Source organism: Pseudocnuella soli, from assembly GCF_004347775.1.
Lineage (GTDB): Bacteria > Bacteroidota > Bacteroidia > Chitinophagales > Chitinophagaceae > Flavisolibacter > Flavisolibacter aquaticus.
This window is the reverse complement of sequence record NZ_CP037755.1, coordinates 987,893-1,006,516: the sequence shown is the minus strand read 5'-3', so window position 1 is coordinate 1,006,516 and position 18,624 is coordinate 987,893. Positions and strand designations below refer to the sequence as shown.

The 18,624-nt window shown below is 51.1% G+C and carries 19 protein-coding genes; 9 read left to right on the top strand and 10 right to left on the bottom strand.

The features are described from left to right. Positions 1 to 40 precede the first annotated feature (40 nt). The 5 genes from EPD17_RS04260 to ypfJ all read right to left on the bottom strand — a co-directional run bounded on the left by EPD17_RS04260 (position 41) and on the right by ypfJ (position 5,123). The gene (locus EPD17_RS04260; RefSeq protein WP_165929519.1) at positions 41 to 934 is read right to left on the bottom strand and encodes a DMT family transporter; all 894 of its coding nucleotides are present in this window, start codon (positions 932 to 934) and stop codon (positions 41 to 43) included. A 5-nt stretch (positions 935 to 939) separates the two neighbouring features. After that, entirely contained in the window at positions 940 to 2,037 is a 1,098-nt protein-coding gene (locus EPD17_RS04255; protein ID WP_132052056.1) for a glycosyltransferase, read from the bottom strand. A gap of 144 nt (positions 2,038 to 2,181) precedes the next feature. Next, a complete protein-coding gene (locus EPD17_RS04250) occupies positions 2,182 to 2,481 on the bottom strand; it encodes a hypothetical protein (protein ID WP_132052053.1) in 300 nt (99 codons plus the stop codon). A gap of 98 nt (positions 2,482 to 2,579) precedes the next feature. Continuing rightward, positions 2,580 to 3,836 (bottom strand): pyridoxal phosphate-dependent aminotransferase, encoded by a 1,257-nt coding sequence (locus EPD17_RS04245; protein ID WP_132052051.1) that lies wholly within the window; start codon positions 3,834 to 3,836, stop codon positions 2,580 to 2,582. Between the two features lie 441 nt (positions 3,837 to 4,277). Then, positions 4,278 to 5,123, bottom strand: a complete 846-nt coding sequence (gene ypfJ, locus EPD17_RS04240; protein ID WP_132052049.1) for a KPN_02809 family neutral zinc metallopeptidase — start codon at positions 5,121 to 5,123, stop codon at positions 4,278 to 4,280. A 219-nt stretch (positions 5,124 to 5,342) separates the two neighbouring features. Between ypfJ and EPD17_RS04235 the strand changes: the two genes are divergently transcribed. Further along, a complete protein-coding gene (locus EPD17_RS04235; RefSeq protein WP_132052047.1) occupies positions 5,343 to 6,035 on the top strand; it encodes a hypothetical protein in 693 nt (230 codons plus the stop codon). Between the two features lie 167 nt (positions 6,036 to 6,202). Here the strand turns inward: EPD17_RS04235 and EPD17_RS04230 are convergent, their stop codons facing one another. The 4 genes from EPD17_RS04230 to EPD17_RS04215 all read right to left on the bottom strand — a co-directional run bounded on the left by EPD17_RS04230 (position 6,203) and on the right by EPD17_RS04215 (position 9,370). Continuing rightward, on the bottom strand, positions 6,203 to 6,541 hold the full coding sequence (locus EPD17_RS04230; RefSeq protein WP_132052045.1) for a HepT-like ribonuclease domain-containing protein: 339 nt from the start codon (positions 6,539 to 6,541) through the stop codon (positions 6,203 to 6,205). Continuing rightward, positions 6,534 to 6,824: a nucleotidyltransferase family protein gene (locus EPD17_RS04225; RefSeq protein ID WP_132052043.1), complete on the bottom strand. Its 291-nt coding sequence runs from the start codon at positions 6,822 to 6,824 to the stop codon at positions 6,534 to 6,536. The genes EPD17_RS04230 and EPD17_RS04225 overlap by 8 nt, the downstream gene beginning before the upstream one ends. Before the next feature lie 202 nt (positions 6,825 to 7,026). Next, the gene (locus EPD17_RS04220) at positions 7,027 to 8,808 is read right to left on the bottom strand and encodes an acyl-CoA dehydrogenase family protein (RefSeq protein WP_132052041.1); all 1,782 of its coding nucleotides are present in this window, start codon (positions 8,806 to 8,808) and stop codon (positions 7,027 to 7,029) included. A gap of 121 nt (positions 8,809 to 8,929) precedes the next feature. Next, positions 8,930 to 9,370 (bottom strand): MarR family winged helix-turn-helix transcriptional regulator, encoded by a 441-nt coding sequence (locus tag EPD17_RS04215; protein ID WP_132052039.1) that lies wholly within the window; start codon positions 9,368 to 9,370, stop codon positions 8,930 to 8,932. Positions 9,371 to 9,585: 215 nt separating this feature from the next. Here EPD17_RS04215 and EPD17_RS04210 point away from each other — a divergent pair, with 215 nt between their 5' ends. Further along, a complete protein-coding gene (locus EPD17_RS04210; RefSeq protein ID WP_132052037.1) occupies positions 9,586 to 10,707 on the top strand; it encodes a glycosyltransferase in 1,122 nt (373 codons plus the stop codon). A gap of 152 nt (positions 10,708 to 10,859) precedes the next feature. Next, positions 10,860 to 11,879, top strand: a complete 1,020-nt coding sequence (locus EPD17_RS04205) for an ABC transporter permease (protein WP_240040736.1) — start codon at positions 10,860 to 10,862, stop codon at positions 11,877 to 11,879. Between the two features lie 96 nt (positions 11,880 to 11,975). On the opposite strand, the gene EPD17_RS04200 is transcribed toward EPD17_RS04205, so the two are convergent. Then, positions 11,976 to 12,449, bottom strand: a complete 474-nt coding sequence (locus tag EPD17_RS04200) for an Lrp/AsnC ligand binding domain-containing protein (RefSeq protein WP_114237004.1) — start codon at positions 12,447 to 12,449, stop codon at positions 11,976 to 11,978. A 594-nt stretch (positions 12,450 to 13,043) separates the two neighbouring features. On the opposite strand from EPD17_RS04200, the gene EPD17_RS04195 reads away from it, so the two are divergent. The 6 genes from EPD17_RS04195 to EPD17_RS04170 all read left to right on the top strand — a co-directional run bounded on the left by EPD17_RS04195 (position 13,044) and on the right by EPD17_RS04170 (position 18,548). Further along, positions 13,044 to 13,232: a membrane protein insertase YidC gene (locus EPD17_RS04195; protein WP_132052033.1), complete on the top strand. Its 189-nt coding sequence runs from the start codon at positions 13,044 to 13,046 to the stop codon at positions 13,230 to 13,232. Between the two features lie 701 nt (positions 13,233 to 13,933). Further along, positions 13,934 to 14,740 carry a glucose-1-phosphate cytidylyltransferase gene (rfbF, locus tag EPD17_RS04190; RefSeq protein ID WP_114237001.1) on the top strand — a complete coding sequence of 269 codons (807 nt, stop codon included), beginning with the start codon at positions 13,934 to 13,936 and terminating at the stop codon, positions 14,738 to 14,740. A 177-nt stretch (positions 14,741 to 14,917) separates the two neighbouring features. After that, positions 14,918 to 16,003, top strand: a complete 1,086-nt coding sequence (gene rfbG / locus EPD17_RS04185) for a CDP-glucose 4,6-dehydratase (RefSeq protein ID WP_132052031.1) — start codon at positions 14,918 to 14,920, stop codon at positions 16,001 to 16,003. Between the two features lie 52 nt (positions 16,004 to 16,055). Then, positions 16,056 to 16,610: a dTDP-4-dehydrorhamnose 3,5-epimerase gene (rfbC, locus tag EPD17_RS04180; RefSeq protein ID WP_114236999.1), complete on the top strand. Its 555-nt coding sequence runs from the start codon at positions 16,056 to 16,058 to the stop codon at positions 16,608 to 16,610. Between the two features lie 32 nt (positions 16,611 to 16,642). Beyond that, positions 16,643 to 17,980 carry an NAD(P)H-dependent oxidoreductase gene (locus EPD17_RS04175; RefSeq protein WP_132052029.1) on the top strand — a complete coding sequence of 446 codons (1,338 nt, stop codon included), beginning with the start codon at positions 16,643 to 16,645 and terminating at the stop codon, positions 17,978 to 17,980. 175 nt (positions 17,981 to 18,155) lie between these two features. Continuing rightward, positions 18,156 to 18,548, top strand: a complete 393-nt coding sequence (locus tag EPD17_RS04170) for a VOC family protein (RefSeq protein WP_132052027.1) — start codon at positions 18,156 to 18,158, stop codon at positions 18,546 to 18,548. Positions 18,549 to 18,624 lie beyond the last annotated feature (76 nt).

Below are 18,624 nucleotides of genomic sequence, written 5' to 3'. Positions count from 1 at the left end.
GATTTCGGATTTGAGATTTCGGATTTCGGATTTCTGGGTTTTACTTCCTTCCTACGAGGTACACGCCGGTGAAAATCAGCACGGCTGCCAACACTTTGTCGAGGCTTATGGTTTCGGCAAGAAAAAAAGAAGCCAGCAGCACGGCAAAAACCGGCTGTGTGTAAATGTAAGAGCCCGTAGTGGCAGCGCCCAGTTGGCGAATGCCATATGCATTGAACACATAGGCCATAAAAGTGCCGGCCACCACAATAAAAGCCAGCGCACCAAATCCGCCGGGGCTCAATTCCTCCCAACCAATGGCCGCCGTATCGGCCCAGGCAAAAGGCAAAATAAAGAGCAACCCGAATGTGAACATCCACCGCATTACATGCAGCGCCGAATACGTTTGCATCAGCGGTTTTACCAAAATAAAATACGCTGCGTACGAAACGGCATTGAGCAGCACCAGTGCATCGCCCAGGAGCGGGTTGGAGCCGGCACCGGTGCCGGTTTTGGAGGCGATGAGCAGCACGGCGCCACCAATGCCCAGCAACAGGCCACTTCCTTTGGCAAGGGTTAGTTTTTCCTTTAAAATCCACACGGCAAACAGGGTAATGATCAGCGGTGTGGCCAGCCCGAGCAAGGCTGCATGCACGGTGGAGGTAAGCGTTAGCCCTTTGATAAAAGCCATTTGGTTGATGGCTACACCGGTAAGGCCGCACAACACAAAGCGGCCGATGTGCTCCCTGCGGATGCCTTGCTTTTCTTTTGCCGCCAGCCACAGCAGCCAAAACAGCAGCAGGCTAAAACCCACCCGCAGCATGTTGATAGCCAGCGGTGCCACCGGCCGCGGCGAGATCATTTTTACAAAACTAAAATTGGCTGCAAAAGCCAGGTTGGTAGCCAGTACGGCGGCATGCGCCGACAATTTATTCGATGGTGTTGTAGCGTTCAAGTTATTCAGATGGATGATGCATTTGCTTCCCACTCGTCGAGGGCTGCGGCCAGCAGGTCGGTTGTGCTTGGTTCGGGAAAGTGATAGGCAAAATGTGCCGCCTTTTCCAATGCTTTTTTTAAATCAAAACCCTGCTGTTGCTGCGCCAGCGCAAAGCCCGACTGGTGCAAATGCCGTGCAAGATAAGCCTGTTCGGTTTGGCCGGGTGTAGGTACCACAATGGAGCGCTTGCACAGCGCAGCCAGGTCCATCACCGAACTGTAGCCACTGCGGCAAACCACCAGTGATGCCCGCTGCATGGCTTCCTGCAAATCTTTTGTGGGTAAATGATTGAACACCTGCACACCGGGAATGGGGGCAAGCAGCTGCTGGCTGCCGGGCAGGCCACGAACCAGCGTTACCGGCATTTTAGCGTTTGACAGTTGGGGCAACAAGATGTTTTCAAAAAGGGTACGCTGCGGCTCGGGGCCCGAAAGCAGCACCAGCAAACCGCTTTGCTCCGGCTGCAATTGCCCCGTTGAAAACCGGCTTAGTGGGCCCAGGTACCGCAAGGGCATGGCAGGCAGGCGATGTGGATGCGATAATGCACCGGCCAGCCCCGGCGCCCCGGGTACATCGGGCACCCAGCAGGCATTGAATTTTTGGAGCAGGGAAAAATGGATGCGCTGGACGACGCCTGCTGCCACCGGTGCCTGGATACGCAACTGGTGGGTGATGATGGTGCAATGGGCTTTCGGGTGGTACATCCCGTAACGGTTGTCGGAAATCACCGCATCGAAGCTGTGCACTGCCATTGATTGCGCCAACCATTGCTTTTCTGCCTCTATCGCGGCCCATATTTGTGGAATCTGGCGCAGCAGCAGCACTGCCGTTTGTACAGCCGAAACCCCATATTTTATACCATAGCCCGCCAGCGGCAGGTAAGTGAGTTGGGGAAATTCAGCCTGTAAAAGACTTTTCTGCTGGCTGTTGCCCGCCGAGCACACCTGGTGGCCGCGCTGCAGCAGGCTGTGAATGATGGGAATGACGCGGGTTGTATGGCCCAAACCCCAGTCGAGGGGAGCTACCAGCACTTTTTTTTTGCCACTACCTGTATCAGGCATATTTTTCACCTCCCTTCAGCCATTTTAAATACTAATTTGTTCAATATTCAGTTATCTTAAAAAAACAGGAATGAAAAACCGTCTTGCTGCCGTGGCACTGTTATTGACCATGCTTTTTGTGTTCGAGGGATGCCAGAAAAACTATTACACCGGCTCCAGCAAAAAGAGCAATTGTGGCTGCCCCTCGCAGAAAGGATGGTAGGCTTTTTTAAAAATGATTGCAGTATGAAAAACCACAACCGCGATCTTTTGGTTTTGTATAAGTCGGGAATGGGTCAGGAATCGCTGGAAAACACGGTTGAATGCCTGCACCGCATATTGCGCCAGGTAGAATGTCTGAACATTTTTTGCCAGGCGCATGAACTGGCCAAAAGAACCCGCATTACCCACAAACGATCCGCTTTGCTCCGCGCCATTGAAGATGCCGAGCTGAAGCCGTTTCATTTTTTGATCAATAGGAATTAGGAAAGACCGAAGACAGAAGTCCGAAGTCGGAAGATGGAATTTAAATAATCTTCTGACTTCGGACCTCGGACTTCAGACTAACTCAACTTCTCCAACGCCTCCCGCAACTGCTGGAGCATTTTGCCTATTTCTTCTTCTTTGCAGGTGCCTACGCTCAGGCGGTACCACGGCGAATCGTTCGGTGCACCAAAAGCATAAAACGGCACAATGGCCAGCTTGGCTTCTTCGAGCAGGTAGCCCGTAACTGCGGCCTGGTCGTGCAGCACTGTGCCATCGGCGCCGGTTTTTCCGGCCAGGTCCATTTTAATGGTAAGATAAATAGCCGCTTCCGGCGCCACTGCATCTACAGGCAAACCTTCACTTTTCAACTGCATCAGCCCGTCGTAAATGCCGCGGAGGCGCAGCGAAATTTTTTCTTTAAATTCTTTCAAGTAGGCATCAATGGCTTCGTGCTGTTGTAAAAACCGGGCAATACCTTTTTGCTCGGCCATGGGCGCCCAGGCACCCACATGCGACAGGATAGCTTTCATTTTGGCCAGCACCGGTGCAGGGCCAAGGCTCCAACCTACCCGCACACCTGTGGCGGCAAATACTTTGCTCACCGCATCCACAAAAATGGTGTAAGGCCGTATGTCGGGGCGAAGCGATACGGGGTCGTAATGCTCGATGCCGCCGTAAGTGAGGTGCCAGTACATCTGGTCGTAAAGCAGGTACAGCTTTTTATCGCCATCGCCGCGGCGGGCATTTTCTGCCAGCACCAGGTCGCAGATGGCTTCCAGGCCTTCTTTGGTAAAAGTGGTGCCGGTGGGGTTTTGCGGCGAGCACAGCGACAGCAGTGCAGCCGACTGAATATGCGGCGCAATGTCGGCCGCGGTGGGCATAAAATTGTTTTCGGCGGTGGCTTCAATCACTACGTGTTCGCCCGATACAAAATGCGTATAGTGGTTGTTGTTCCACGAAGGAACGGCGTAAATCACATTGTCGCCCTCATCGCAAATGGCGCGGTAAATGGCATAAATGAGCGGACGCCCACCGCAGGCCACCAGTATTTCATCCACGCCGTAGCTCAGGCCCTGGTAGCGTTGCACAAATTCGGCAATGCTTTGGCGCAGGTCGAGGTTGCCTTCGGCAGCGGGGTAATTGGTGAGGTGCTGGCGGTACGCTTCGATGATGGCGGCTTCCATTTCGGCCGGTATGGGGAAAATAGCAGGATCAAAATCGCCCACAGTAAAGTTGTAAATGGTTTCGCCCTTGCGGATGCGTTCGCGGATTTCGCCGCCCAGTTTTACAATTTCAGAACCGATCAGTGTTTCGGACAGATGCGAAAGTTTCATGTTTTAATCTCCGGGGGCAAAGATAGTTGGTAGTTGACAGTTGGGAATTGGTAGTTCGGAGTCGGGAGTATAGAGTTGATAGTTGAGTGTTTGGAGTTTCATTGTTTAAGATGAAATTTCGGATTGGCAGCCTGAAGTAGGATTGCGCCAGGCACCGCAACCGTCATTGCGAGGCGCAGCAGCAGCGTTGTTACAGGAAACACTTGGGCGCCGAAGCAATCTCCTTGTTTTAAAAATAAGATCGCACAGTGGAGCGAAAATGACTTCTACCTTTTAATTTGCCGGGGATTGCTTCGGCGCATTGGCTTTACCAATTTTACAAACACTGCCGCGCCTCGCAATGACGGAAGCACAGCGCCAAATGCAAACTCCAAACCACAAACTCTAAACTCGGAACTGCCATCTACCAACTATCAACTACCAACTGTCAACCCTCGACTCCTACTCCAATCCCAACTCCTTAAACGTATTCCCCTGACTTAAATCGCCGGTTTGGTAGCCTCGCTTAAACCAGTACATGCGTTGCTCCGATGTGCCGTGGGTAAAGGTTTCGGGCGACACGCGGCCCTGTGCCTGCTCCTGCAGCCGGTCGTCGCCAATGGCGTTTGCGGCCCGTAGTGCTTCCTCCACATCGCCTTCCTCCAGCAGGTTTTGCCCCTGCACATAATGCGCCCACACACCGGCCAGGAAATCGGCCTGCAGTTCCATCGCTACCGAATGGCGGTTGTATTGCTCCTGGCTAACGGCACCACGCAGGCGGGCCATTTTTTGCGACCGCCCCATTAGGGTTTGAATATGGTGGCCCACTTCATGCGCCACTACATAAGCCATGGCAAAATCGCCAGGCGCACCAAAGCGCTGCGACAAGTCGTTGTAAAAAGAAAGATCGATGTATAGTTTCTGATCGCCGGGACAGTAAAACGGGCCGCTGGCCGCGGTAGCGCCGCCGCAAGCCGACTGCACCTGGCCAGTAAACAGCACCAGCGTAGGCTCGACATAGCTTTGCCCGCTGCGCGAAAACAATTCGTTCCAGACGTTTTCGGTTTCGGCCAGCACCACTTTTACAAACTTGGCCTGCTTATCCTGCGCTGCCTGCTCCTGCTGGCTCATGGGCGCACCGCCGCTGTTGCCTGGCAGCGGCAGTTGCGAGGTGTCGATATTGCCACCCAATAAAAAATTTACCAGCAGCGCAATGACGCCAATAATGCCGCCGCCAATGGCAACGGGGCCGCCAATACCGCGGCGGTCGTCAACGTTCGTACTTTCTCTGCGGCCGATCCAACGCATAAAACAGGTTTTTAAAAACTGGTAAAAAAAGTGTGCCCGAAGAAGAGCACTGCACTGTATCAAACGCGGGCATTCGTAAAGTTGCGCCGGCGCTGCAGTAAATGCACGACCGGCGCCCTAGGATTTACCCGAAACTAACAAAAATCATATAGGAAAATACAGCGATGGTTGTATTTTCCGCCCCAATACCTAACTGCTTAGACAAAGAATTAATCCGCTATGAAGCTCCATGACCTGCTGGGTGTGCTGGCCACCGTGTGTTATCTGGCGCCGCTGGTGCTCATCCTGTTCCTTGGATTGTTTATCAACAAAAGCCTGCTGTCGCTGGCCCTTTATTGCGCCATTGCCGTGGTGCACAATGCACTCAACACCGGCCTGCTGGCGGCCCACCCGCAAGTGCTGCACAATAGCGGCATTTTGTTTGGCTACCTCAACAGCCCGCTGATGCTGGGCCTGCTTACGCTGTATTGCCACACGCCGGTAAAGAAAAAAGCCCTGTACAGCGCCGCCACCCTGTATATTATTTACGAAGCCTTTATTGCCGTTCTGTTTGGCTGGCAGGAAAAAAGTGTGCTGTATACCAGCGGTGTGGGCCTAATGCTGGTATTTGGATTGGGCATTTATTTTTTTACAGCACAACTAAAACAAACCGTAAGGTTTGGCAAAGGCCTGGGCCGGTCGTTTATTGCAGCGGCCATTTTCTTTTCCTATGGCCTTTACGGCATTGTGTATTATGTGCATTGCATACACCGGGCACCCGAAGTGGCCGATACTATGGCCCTGTATTATACCGCCTCTATTATTTTTTGCGTGCTGGTTAGCACCGGCTTGTTGCACCTGTACCTGCGCCACCGGCAGATCAGGCAGGTGCAGCAGGTGCGCCGCGAACTGCAGGCATTTTTTGCTGAATAAAACAGGGTGAAAAAACAGTAGTCTGCTTGCAATGCCCGACAACTTTCGGCAGTAGCGGCACGCTGTGATTCGTTAGCCTTGTTTTATTGTAAAGTCAAACAGGTTTTATTAGAAAATCCTCGGTTCATCAAGCGTTATTCAGGCAAAAAGATCTTATGAGGAGCTAGTCACTTGTCGGCTAGTGGCCGAAGCAAAGCAATCATGCTTGGCAGAAAAGTATCTTTAATAATCCACACAATCGAATAGTCGATGCCGAAGTAATCATGCACAATTCGATTGCGAAAACCCCTGATGCGATTCCAGTCGATTTCTGGGTAACTGTTTCTAAATTCTTCTGGAAGCCTGTTTGCAGCCTCTCCAATGATTTCAAAGTTTCGGATTACTGCATCAACGGTTTTGCTGTCTTTGATAAACCCTTCAAATGTCAGCCCCTCAGTGTATGCCAATATCTTTGCGGCACTGTCTAAAATATCCCCGACCAGGAGCTTTGGTTCTCGTTTAGACATAAACAATCTCCCGTTCTATTGCTTTGAAGTATTTGTCTTTTATGCCGTTCCTGGACACTAGGTCCACTTTCTTTTGCAGGCGTTCTTCCATGTAGTCTGCCAGATCGACGAACTCAATGCCAATGGGCCGATCAAAATCAACAATGATGTCGATGTCGCTGGAAGGAGAAAAATCATCCCTCACCACCGATCCAAACAATCCGATAGTATGAACATGGAACTTCTGCGCAAGTTCAGGCTTGAGTTGTTCCAGCGCTTTTTTTATCTCGGAAAGTTGTCCCATGGTTCAAATTTATGAAATCGCCGTAGAACGGAATTTGCCCATAATACAAGCAATCATCACCATCTGCAACAGGTTTATTGTAAACAATAACCCCGGTACAACGACCGGGGTTAGGATGGGCTCATGTGACTTCAGCTTACATTGGAACGGCACGGGTTGTTTTCATCTGCCTAAAGTGTGCCGTCCCTATCAATCTACAACACTACAAATCGTATCCGTTGGCGCCAATGAGGCGGGCAGCAATGCGGCGGCGGGCCTCTTTGCTGTTATAAGGTTGCGCCTTGGTAAAGCGGCGCAGGCCCAGCAGCATCATGCGCTGTTCATCTCCGTCGGCAAATGCATTGATGGCGTCTTTGCCGTGCTTCAGCACCCGGTCGGCTGCATCGTACAGGTAGCAACCCAAAATATCCTGGTACACCTGTGTATCACCCCCGGCGGCTGCCAGTTTTTGTACCCGCAGCAACAGGCTTTCGCTCACAAATGTTTCCAGCGCCATATCGGCTATGTGCATTAAAATTTCCTGCTCGCTTTCGAGGCCCATCATTAGCTTTTGCGCAGCAGCACCAGCCGCCAGCAACACCGATTTTTTAAAGCCTTCCACCAGCTTTGTTTCGGCAGCAAAGGGTGCTTCGTCGCCTTCGCCAAATTCGGGGATCGACATCAGCTCTTTTTGCACGCCCATGGCGGCGCCCATCAGGTTGAGGCGGCCCTGCATGGCCCGCTTCAGGGTCATGTCCACCGTTAGCAGGCGGTTGATTTCGTTGGTGCCTTCAAATATGCGGTTAATGCGGCTGTCGCGGTAAGCACGGGAAATATTATACTCCGCACTAAAGCCGTTGCCGCCATGAATTTGCACACCTTCGTCCACCACGTAATCCAGCGCCTCAGAGCCCACCACTTTTAGGATAGCACATTCAATGGCGTATTCCTCGGCAGCGCCCAGCAGGGCCTCGTTAAAAGGCTTGCCGCTTTCCAGTGCTTCTTTTTCTTTATCGTCAATCCATTGCGCAGTGCGGTACAGGGCACTTTCAGAGGCAAATATGCGGATGGCCATTTCGGCGATCTTGTGCTTGATGGCGCCGAAGGCCGCAATGGGCTGTTTGAACTGTTCGCGGGTGTTGGCGTACTGTGTTGAAATAGAAGCCGCCATTTTGGCCCCACCCAATGCTGCTGCACACAGCTTGAGCCGGCCGATGTTGAGGATATTGAACGCTATTTTATGGCCTTTGCCAATTTCGCCCAGCACGTTTTCGGCGGGCACCTTGCAATCCTGGAAATACAGTTGCACGGTAGAAGAGCCTTTGATGCCCATCTTGTGTTCTTCGGGGCCGTTGCTGAACCCCTCCATACCCCGCTCAACGATGAATGCGGTGAATTTATCGCCGTCAATTTTGGCAAAAACGGTGAACACATCGGCAAAGCCACCGTTGGTGATCCAGCATTTTTGGCCATTTAAAATATAATGCGTGCCGTCGTCGCTGAGGCGGGCCGAAGTTTTGGCACTGAGGGCATCGGAACCGCTGTTGGGCTCGGTCAGGCCGTAAGCACCAACCCACTCGCCGGTGATGAGTTTGGGAATGTATTTGGCCTTTTGCGCTTCATTTCCAAAATATAAAATGGGCAGTGTACCGATGCCGGTATGTGCCGCCAGCGCCACGGAAAAAGAGTGGCCGGCACCGAGGTAATCGTTGATGATGGTGGAGGTAACAAAGTCTTTACCCAGGCCACCATATTCTTCGGGAAAGGAAGCCGCCAGCAATCCCTGCTCGCCGGCTTTTTCAACCATCGACCGCATCAGGCCCGGCTCCAACTCATCCAGCCTATCGAGCTGCGGCCACACTTCGGTTTCCAGGAACTGTTTGCACATATCGCGGATCATGCGCTGCTCTTCCGAAAAATCTTCGGGGATGAAGGTATTGGCCGGTTCGCTGGGCCTGATCAGCCACTCGCCGCCTTTCAGCGCTGTTGCTTGTATGGTGTTCATGGTGGTTATTTTTAGGTTTAAGAAATCGTTAGTTGGGAAAGTCAGAAGTCGGAGGTCCGAAGTCCGAAGACTGCTTCAGGCTGTTATTCCAGTCTTCCGACTTCGGACATCGGTCTTCAGACTACTTCAAATTGTCATACACCTTCTGCAGCACCTCCTTACACAGGTTCACATGTTCAGGGGGTACGCCGGAAAGGGCTTCGTTCAGGGTTTCTTCGGCCAGTTGCATGGTTTGCTCCTGTAGCTTTTGCGCCGCCTTGGTTACATATATCTTATTGATGCGCCGGTCCGAGTCGGAAGGAACCCGCTGCACCAGGCCTAGCTTTTCCAAATTATCTACTAGGCGGGTAATGCTGGGTTTATCGCGAAAAGTGGCGTTGCACAGGTCCTGCTGGCTTTTGCCATCGTCTTTCCATAAATGATACAAAACACTCCACTGCTCAATGGTCAGTTGCAGGCCTGCGGCATTGAATTTTTTTTGCAGGCTGCGGGCAATGGCAATCGATGCCTTGCCGGTGATAAAACTGTATAATTCGCCTTTTTTAAATTGGTTGTTTTGCATACGGTTGTTTAAACAACCATTCCAAGTTAGGTATTTTTTTAAAATGAACAAGCACTCCAACAAATATTTGGCAATGCTGTAAAATGTGGATGCAAACCGCTTTAAAATGGAAAGGAATGGTGTAACAATAAGGACGACTGAAAAAAGTAGTTGTACAAACAGAACGCTTTTGTAATTGTAGAACACTCCCGTTGCTTGCTTAGTTTTGCCGCTCCATGCTGCTTTGGCTTACCATTATCTTCCTGGTCATTTACGCCTCACTGTTTGGCTATTATTTTTATTACTGGCTGCAGGTGCCACTTTTTGAAACCAACACAGGTGCAAACCCACAAGGGTTTGTGTCGGTAATTGTTGCTGCCCGAAATGAAGAAGCCAACATCCCCCAACTCGTTGCGGCCTTAGCCAACCAAAGCCTTCCGCAGCAGCAGTTTGAGGTGATTATAGTGGACGACTACTCCACCGATGCAACATCGGCCTTGCTCCAACCCTATTGCAATATCCGGTTTAGCGTTATTCAGCCCGCAGTGCCGCAGCAGCTTTCATCAAAGAAAAAAGCCATTGAGGCTGGGGTAGCCGCAGCCCGCGGGCCGCTGCTGGCCATTACCGATGCTGATTGTGTGCCGCCGCCGCGCTGGCTGGAGCAGATGCTGGCATTTTACAACCAAAAAAGCGCTGCCTTTATAGCTGCGCCGGTGGTGCTGCAAACAGCGCCTACACTTACAGGCGTCTTCCAGATGCTGGATTTTACGATGCTGCAGGCCATTACCGCGGCCAGCGTGCAGGCCGGCGCCCACAGCATGTGCAACGGCGCCAACCTGGCTTACGAGCAACAAGCGTTTGCAGCAGTGGGCGGCTTTAAGGGTATTGATACCGTAGCCTCCGGCGATGATATGCTGCTGATGTATAAAATATGGCAACAGGATCCGCAGCGGGTGCATTACCTCAAAAGCAGGGAAGCCATTATGCCCACGCCTGCCATGCCTACTTGGAAAGCCTTTTGGCAGCAACGCATCCGCTGGAGCAGTAAGGCCACCCATTACCAGGACTGGCGGGTAACGGCTGCCCTATTTTTTGTGTACAGTTTTAATTTGTGGGCGGTGGTGCTGCTCATTTGCGCCCTTGCAGGAAAAGCCGTATGGCTGCTGCTTTGGGTATTTTTGGGTGTAAAAACCGCTGCCGAATTATTGCTACTCTTGCCCGCCACGCAGTTTTTTGGCGGCAGCCGCTACCTTATATTTTTCCCGTTGCTGCAACCGCTGCATATTGTTTACACCATCGCCATTGGCATAGCCAGCCGCGGCCGCAGATACCAATGGAAAGGGCGAAGCACACAATAGCCACCATTTCATTTTAAAAAAGCCCATTACCCAGCCGCCCAGCCAAACCGGTTTTCAGTGGCCGGCAAAGCCCTTATCTTTCCAACATGAATGACGGCGGTTCATTTGTTCGCAACAAAACGTGGAAACGGTTTCGGGCAAACCGGGGCGCCATGATTGGGTTGATCTTTATTTCCGTCATTATTTTTCTGGCCCTTTTTGCATACCTGCTAGCCCCAGATGGCAGCCCTTACGCCAACCGCATGACGCTGGAAATTGGCGGGCAAAAGCCCGGCTACCGCCAGCAGTTTTTATTGGTAAAAAAAGAAGGCTCACCCCAACAACCCAACTTCTTTACAAGGCTGCTACACGGCCGCCCAGATGTTTACCAATATGTGCCCATAACTGACTTTTCTATCAACGGCGATTCGGTGACAGCCGCCCGCTACGTGGATGAAGGCTTAACGGAAAACTTGCGTTATAGCCGCAACCAGCTGGCGCCGCAGCTTACCCAAATGCAAACTTTTTGGCTGGGCACCGACAAATTTGGCCGCGATATCTGGAGCCGCCTCCTCATTGGCACCCGGGTAAGCCTAGGTGTGGGACTGGTTACGGTCATCATTTCACTGCTATTGGGTATTTCGCTGGGGGCGGTGGGCGGCTATTTTGGCGGCCGCACCGATGCGCTGGTGCAATGGCTGGTAAACGTGGTGTGGAGTATTCCTACCCTGCTGCTGGTGTTTGCGGTAACGCTGCTGCTCGGCAAAGGATTTTGGCAGGTATTTGTGGCCGTAGGGCTGACCATGTGGGTGGGCGTGGCGCGGCTGGTGCGGGGACAGGTGCTGGCCACCCGCGAACTGCAATACGTGGAAGCCGCCCGGGTGCTGGGTTTTGGCAATGCCCGCATCATTGTCCGGCATATTTTGCCCAACATCATGGGGCCGGTGCTGGTGATTGCGGCCTCCAATTTTGCATCGGCTATTGTTATTGAGGCGGGACTGAGCTTTTTGGGTGTGGGGGTGCAGCCGCCGCAACCCAGCTGGGGATTGATGATCCGCGAGAACTACAACTTCATCATCACACAAAACCCGGCGCTGGCATTGGCACCGGGTTTTGCTATCATGTTGGTAGTACTGGCTTTTAACCTGCTGGGCAATGGATTGCGCGATGCGGTGGATGTGAAAAGCAGATGATAGATGATGGATGGTAGATGATAGTGTTTACCAAAAGGAAAGCAATATTTTTTCGAAATCACTCCCTGTCATCCATCATCTATCATCCCTCATCCCCTACTCTTCCACCGTTACCTGTACGCTGCGGTTCAGGCTTTCTTCTAGTGAAATAAAAGTTTCGGTGCGTTCGATGCCTTTAACCTTTTGCATCTGGTCGTGGAGCACGGCGCGGAGCTGCGCAATGTCTTTGCAAACGATCTCGGCAAAAATGCTATAGTTGCCTGTGGTGTAGTTCATCCGAACGATTTCAGGGATCTTGCGCAGCTCTTTCGCTACTACATCGTACAGCGAGCTTTTTTCGAGGTAAATACCGATAAACGCTATTACATCGTAGCCTAGCTTTTTCAGGTCTACATGCAGGCGGGTGCCGTTTACAATACCGTTGTCCTGCAGCTTTTTAATGCGTACATGCACGGTGCCGGGCGACACAAACAGCTTTTTGCCCAGGTCGGCGTAAGAAATATTGGCGTCCTGCATCAGGTGCTGAATGATTTGCAGGTCCAATTTGTCGATATTCAAATTAGCAGCCATTACAAATAGTTGTTTTGAATGTATTGCAACAAAAGTAATATTTTTTAAATTTCATCTAAATTTATTTATTTTTTGTTGAAAAATTTTGAAATAATGGGCCGTTCCATTAGTTTTGTGCCTGTTAGTTCATTGATCGAGCAACACACCATACTGTGGGGTGATGAAATTTTCGGCAGACATGCCCTCTTGTCTCGGGGGTGGGGATCACAAGATAAAGTCAGGATATAGCCGGTTTGTTCCGACAGGGGTTGACCACCAAGCGCTGTCCCGTTCCTAATTGCCCCGTGGAGGTTCGAGCCCTCCCCCTACAGCAGTTAAAAGGCCTTGCAAGCAAAAAGCTTGCGAGGCTTTTTTTATGCCCTTACCGCTCCATTTCAGCGCTGCAATGTAACAATACAAAAGGTATACAGCCCATAAAACTGCGGCTGTCGGTTTTCAACGGCATATGTTAAAACATGGTAAAGTCATAATATGCCAAAGTACCCAAACGTTTGCAATCATCTTTAACCCCTTGCAGGCATTTGTGAGTGTGATCCGGAGCGGTTTGTATTGAAGAAAAACCATTTGCCTGCTGCCTACCAACCAACCGCTCTTATGCTGCACTTAATTATGGACCATTCCGGTACCGTCATTTTACTGACGCTAGGTATGATTGTATTATACCTGGTAATAAAATTAGCCGCACAGGCCGAACAAACCAGCGCCAAGCGAAGCGAGCTGATGGAGCGGGTAAAGCGCCTGCAGAAAAAACTGGATGGCGACCCGGCAGACAAGCAACAATGAACGGGGCACCGGTGAAATTGTTCCGCAAATTTTTGTGGCGGTTACACAAAAACGTGGCTGCGGCAGCCAAAGCGGATAGTTAGCCCCGTTAGTTCATGCTACAAATATTTACAGGCTTTTGTTATACAGCACACCCATTTTTAAGTAAAAAAGTAACCGGCCCAACAGGAGCACCTACGCTTTAGCGAAGCTTATTTAAAGCTCAGTTCCAATATTTTACAGATATAAAACAAGTTTTCTCCACCACAATTAAAATAGTATTTATATTAGTCGCGTCAATTGCGGTGATAGACCAAGGTTGGCCCGGTTATTATAAACCGTTATGCGTCGTTTGCATTTGATACAACCCAAACGACGTAAGCCGTACAATCCAGCTCCTACGATTAGCACGTTTCATTTTACCATATACCAATATTTATGTGATACCAAACACAATGGTATGTGGCCAGCCATTAACCCGTGAAGCCAAAACATACAACTGTATTCTCCAATGCCAAAAGCCATACCCACTTCCTGTGAAAGATAAAGCCGGCCTAGTGCCCAATAACATAGTCTTTATCTTTTCGATAACGCCTGTGCCCATTGCCGCACCAACCGCTTTGATCAGCAACAACATTGTTTTGAAAACCCGGCGCAAGGCAACGACCGTACCCGGCTAAAACAGCAATACCAGACTAAACAACAACCGTAAATAGCGAACTATGAAAGCAGTAATCCTAGCAGGTGGCTTTGGCACCCGCATCAGCGAAGAAAGTGGTGTTCGGCCCAAACCCATGGTGGAAATTGGCGGCAAGCCCATTTTGTGGCACATTATGAAATTGTACTCAGCCCACGGCATCAACGATTTTATCATTTGCCTGGGATACAAGGGCCACATGATCAAAGAGTATTTTGCCAACTATTACCTGCATAATTCCGATGTAACCTTCGACATGCGCAACAACAGCATGGATGTGCACAAAAGCACCACCGAACCCTGGACCGTGACCCTGGTACATACCGGCCACAACTCCATGACCGGGGGCCGCCTGCGCCGCGTAAAAGATTATATCGGCAACGAAACTTTTTGCATGACCTACGGCGACGGGGTTAGCGATATCAACATCTCCGAATCCATTGCATATCACCGCCAGCAGGGTACCCTGGCTACACTGGCCGCAGTGCAGCAGCCTGGCCGCTTTGGCGCCTTCAACCTGTCGACAGAAGATACCAAGATCGACAGCTTTAAAGAAAAGCCCAATGGCCACGAAATGCCCTGGATCAACGGCGGCTTTTTTGTACTGGAGCCCGAAGTGATCGACTACATTGCCGATGACGACACTACATGGGAAAAAGAGCCCCTGGAAGCACTGGCCAAAGAAGGCGAACTCTCAGCTTACCGCCACACCGGTTTCTGGCAACCCATGGATACCCTGCGCGATAAGCAGGTGCTGGAAGAAATGTGGCAAAAAGGCACAGCGCCCTGGTACGACATTATCAACAATACACAACACGCCATACAGCGGTAAAAAATGGGTTACAGTGCCTAACGGAACTGTAACCCCCGCTTTTTAATACAGTGGCTGTAGGTAAATTTTTACTTGCAAGCACTGTATCAAGAGCTATTGAACACGCTCCACCGCATTACTCCCAAACCCGAACACCCCGCTGCCCCACGGCGGCCCATTTTGCTATAATTTGTACCAATGGATGTTGCTCAGTTAAAAGAAACTTATGCCGGCAAAAAGGTATTCCTCACCGGCCATACCGGATTCAAAGGCTCGTGGATGCTGCAGTGGCTGCACTCCCTGGGTGCCGAAGTTCGCGGCTATGCATTGCCGCCAAAAACCGACAAAGACCTCTACCACCTCATTGACGGCGATGCGCTTTGCCATTCGGAAATAGCCGACATTACCGATGCAGCAAAAATAAAAGCGGCCATCCTCGAGTTCCGTCCTGATTTTATTTTTCACCTGGCGGCACAACCGCTGGTAAAACTTTCGTACGAAATACCTTCCGAAACTTTTGCCGTAAACGCCATGGGCACGGCCTATGTGCTGGATGCAGTGCGACAGTTGGATAAGCCCTGCGTGGTGGTGCTCATTACCACTGATAAAGTGTATGAAAATAAGGAATGGATCTATCCCTACCGCGAAACCGATCGCCTGGGCGGCTACGATCCGTACAGCGCCAGCAAGGCCTGCGCCGAAGTAGTGATCCACTCCTACACGCAATCTTTTTTTAACCCCAAAGATTTTGCACAGCACCAAAAAGCAATTGCCAGCACCCGTGCCGGTAATGTTATTGGCGGTGGCGACTGGTCGGCCGACCGAATTGTGCCCGACATTGTGCGGGCACTGCAAGCAGGTAAACCCGTAGTGGTGCGCAACCCCGCAGCAGTGCGGCCCTGGCAGCATGTGCTGGAGCCACTGGGTGGCTACCTGCTATTGGGTGCCCGGCTGGCCAAAGAGCCGCTGCGCTATATGGGTGCCTGGAACTTTGGTCCCCTGGCCGACGACAACAAACAAGTAGAAGACGTGGTGCAAACCGCACTAAAGGTATGGGGCAGCGGCACTTACGAAAAGCCACAGCTGGCCAACCAGCCACACGAAGCCGGCTTGTTGAAACTGGACATCAGCAAGGCACTGGCGCAACTGGGATGGACGCCCAAATACAGCGCACAGGCAGCCATTGAGCAAACCATCCAATGGTATAAAACATTTACCGAAGGAGCCCAGGATATGGCGGCATTTACCAAAAGCCAGATCGACGCATACCTCTCGGAAGCATAAACTTCCAGCACTCTTTAATTGTGCTGCCGGTAACAAAACAATAAGCGAACAAATGACCTTTACCGAAACAAAGCTAAAAGGCGCTTTTATTATAGAATTAAAAAAGCTGGAAGACGACCGCGGTTTTTTTAGCCGTGCTTTCGACAAACAAAGCTGGGAAGCACACGGACTGAAAGCTGATATTTTGCAGGCAAACATCAGCCGCAACAAACACAAAGGCACACTGCGCGGCCTGCACATGCAACTGGCGCCACATGCCGAAACAAAACTGGTGCGCTGCACACGTGGCGCTATTTACGATGTGATTGTAGATGTGCGGCCCGAATCGGAAACCTACAAGCAGTGGATTGGCGTGGAGCTTACTGCCGACAACTACCGCATGCTGTATGTACCCGAAGGATTTGCACACAGCTATATTACTTTGGAAGACGACTCCGAAGTGCTGTACAACGTAACAGAAGTATACACACCCGGCGCGGAAAAAGGGTACCGTTGGGATGATCCTGCCTTTGGTATTGAATGGCCCATCGAGCCCCTTATTATTTCGGAAAAAGACAAGGCATATCCCTTGTTTGATGCTGCGGCTGCAACAGTGGCCGGGGCGTAAAAGCTATTTGCTTTTTATAAAAAAATAAAAACATGATCATCATAGATACGGCGCTGGCCAAACGGCACGCCGACAACAACCCGGTGCGGGTAGCCATGGTGGGTGCGGGTTTTATGGCCAAAGGCATTGCACTGCAAATCTTTCAGTCGGTGCCCGGCATGGAACTGGTGGCCGTAGCCAACCGCACGGCAGATAATGCACGTAAACTCTATGCCGAAGCGGGCCAGCCCGATGTAGCCGAAGTGCACACCGTAAGCGAACTGGAGCAAAATATAAAGGAAGGTAAATACAGCATCACCACCGATTACAACCTGGTGTGCAAAGCACAGGGCATTGATGCGGTGGTGGAAGTAACCGGTGCGCTGGAGTTTGGCGCCACGGTGGCGCTGGCTGCCATCCAGGGCGGCAAACACATCATCATGATGGATGCCGAAGTGGATGGCACCGTAGGTTGCATCTTAAAAGTTTATGCCGATAAAGCTGGCGTGGTATACACCAACGTAGATGGCGATCAGCCCGGTGTGATCATGAACCTATATCGATATGTACAATCCATCGGGTTAAAACCGGTGCTGTGCGGCAACATCAAAGGCCTGCACGATCCGTACCGCAACCCCACCACGCAGGAAGGCTTTGCCAAGCGCTGGGGACAAACGCCCTCCATGGTTACCTCGTTTGCCGACGGCAGCAAGATTTCTTTTGAACAGGCCATTGTAGCCAATGGCACGGGCATGCGGGTGGCCAAACGCGGCATGCACGGCCCTCATGCACCTGCAGGTGCACCCATCAAGGAAGTAGTAAATTTATACCCGCATGAAGACCTGCTGAATGGTCCCGGTATTGTGGATTATGTAGTGGGCATCAGCGAGCCTGCGGGTGGTGTGTTTGTGCTGGGCACACAGGAAGATCCCAAGCAAAAGCATTACCTCAATTATTACAAAATGGGCGAAGGTCCGTTGTATTGTTTTTACACACCGTACCACCTGTGTCACCTGGAGGTGCCGCTGACCATAGCCCGCGCTGTATTGTTTGGGGATGCTGCACTGACGCCACTGGGCAAGCCCTGCGTGGAAGTGATCACTGCTGCAAAACGCGACCTGAAGGCGGGCGAAGTGATTGACGGCATTGGGCATTATATGACCTACGGCCTGTGCGAAAATGCAGACACACAAGTGGCCGAAAACCTGCTCCCCATCGGCATTGCAGAGGGTTGCATCTTAAAGCGCGACATTGCTAAAGATGATGTGCTAACCTACGATGATGTGATCCTGCCTGAAGGCCGATTGATTGACCGGCTGCGTGTAGAGCAGGCGCAATATTTCGGCATGCATGCTCCAGAATTGCAAGAGCCCGCAACTGCATCGTTATAGTATTCCCGTACCCATTTATATGTTTACCACCGGTTTACGCCGGTGGTTTTTTATTTAAAAAAAAGCTCGCTGCATACACTGGATAACACATTGGCGCTTTGTGCACCTTCTTTTCTAAGTGCCTTCGTGGCTCAAAAAATCATCGCTATCTTAAACCAAAAATCAAAACAGTTCTATGAGTTTTACCCATGCAATCAGCTGGTTTGAGATACCGGTTACCGACCTCGAACGGGCACAAAGGTTTTACGAAACAATCTTCGGCATTGACTTGATCCCGATGGATATGCCCGGTTTTCAAATGCGGGCTTTCCCTATTGAAGACATGCAAACAGGCGTTGGTGGCGCACTGGTAAAAGCAGGCGATTTTTATGCGTCATCTCCTACCGAGGGCGTGCTCATTTACCTCAACGCAAACCCTGATGTGCAGCAGGTTTTAGACAAAGTGGAAGCGGCCGGCGGCAGCATTGCGGTGCCCAAAACAGAGATATCGCCAGAGCATGGTTTTATGGGTGTGCTCATTGATACGGAAGGCAACCGTATTGGTTTGCACAACGTGCCCGAACAATAGCGCTTATCATACTGTTTTAAAAAAAGGTGCAACCATTCTGCTGCACCTTTTTCCATTTTCGGTTATGCGTTTGCGA

What these genes read in the sequence shown, in the direction of transcription:
- EPD17_RS04255 (WP_132052056.1), bottom strand. Translation starts at nt 2,037, where the DNA reads ATGCCTGATACAGGTAGTGGCAAAAAAAAAGTGCTGGTAGCTCCCCTC.
- EPD17_RS04250 (WP_132052053.1), bottom strand. Translation starts at nt 2,481, where the DNA reads ATGAAACGGCTTCAGCTCGGCATCTTCAATGGCGCGGAGCAAAGCGGA.
- EPD17_RS04245 (WP_132052051.1), bottom strand. Translation starts at nt 3,836, where the DNA reads ATGAAACTTTCGCATCTGTCCGAAACACTGATCGGTTCTGAAATTGTA.
- ypfJ (WP_132052049.1), bottom strand. Translation starts at nt 5,123, where the DNA reads ATGCGTTGGATCGGCCGCAGAGAAAGTACGAACGTTGACGACCGCCGC.
- EPD17_RS04235 (WP_132052047.1), top strand. Translation starts at nt 5,343, where the DNA reads ATGAAGCTCCATGACCTGCTGGGTGTGCTGGCCACCGTGTGTTATCTG.
- EPD17_RS04230 (WP_132052045.1), bottom strand. Translation starts at nt 6,541, where the DNA reads ATGTCTAAACGAGAACCAAAGCTCCTGGTCGGGGATATTTTAGACAGT.
- EPD17_RS04225 (WP_132052043.1), bottom strand. Translation starts at nt 6,824, where the DNA reads ATGGGACAACTTTCCGAGATAAAAAAAGCGCTGGAACAACTCAAGCCT.
- EPD17_RS04220 (WP_132052041.1), bottom strand. Translation starts at nt 8,808, where the DNA reads ATGAACACCATACAAGCAACAGCGCTGAAAGGCGGCGAGTGGCTGATC.
- EPD17_RS04215 (WP_132052039.1), bottom strand. Translation starts at nt 9,370, where the DNA reads ATGCAAAACAACCAATTTAAAAAAGGCGAATTATACAGTTTTATCACC.
- EPD17_RS04210 (WP_132052037.1), top strand. Translation starts at nt 9,586, where the DNA reads ATGCTGCTTTGGCTTACCATTATCTTCCTGGTCATTTACGCCTCACTG.
- EPD17_RS04205 (WP_240040736.1), top strand. Translation starts at nt 10,860, where the DNA reads ATGATTGGGTTGATCTTTATTTCCGTCATTATTTTTCTGGCCCTTTTT.
- EPD17_RS04200 (WP_114237004.1), bottom strand. Translation starts at nt 12,449, where the DNA reads ATGGCTGCTAATTTGAATATCGACAAATTGGACCTGCAAATCATTCAG.
- EPD17_RS04195 (WP_132052033.1), top strand. Translation starts at nt 13,044, where the DNA reads ATGCTGCACTTAATTATGGACCATTCCGGTACCGTCATTTTACTGACG.
- rfbF (WP_114237001.1), top strand. Translation starts at nt 13,934, where the DNA reads ATGAAAGCAGTAATCCTAGCAGGTGGCTTTGGCACCCGCATCAGCGAA.
- rfbG (WP_132052031.1), top strand. Translation starts at nt 14,918, where the DNA reads ATGGATGTTGCTCAGTTAAAAGAAACTTATGCCGGCAAAAAGGTATTC.
- rfbC (WP_114236999.1), top strand. Translation starts at nt 16,056, where the DNA reads ATGACCTTTACCGAAACAAAGCTAAAAGGCGCTTTTATTATAGAATTA.
- EPD17_RS04175 (WP_132052029.1), top strand. Translation starts at nt 16,643, where the DNA reads ATGATCATCATAGATACGGCGCTGGCCAAACGGCACGCCGACAACAAC.
- EPD17_RS04170 (WP_132052027.1), top strand. Translation starts at nt 18,156, where the DNA reads ATGAGTTTTACCCATGCAATCAGCTGGTTTGAGATACCGGTTACCGAC.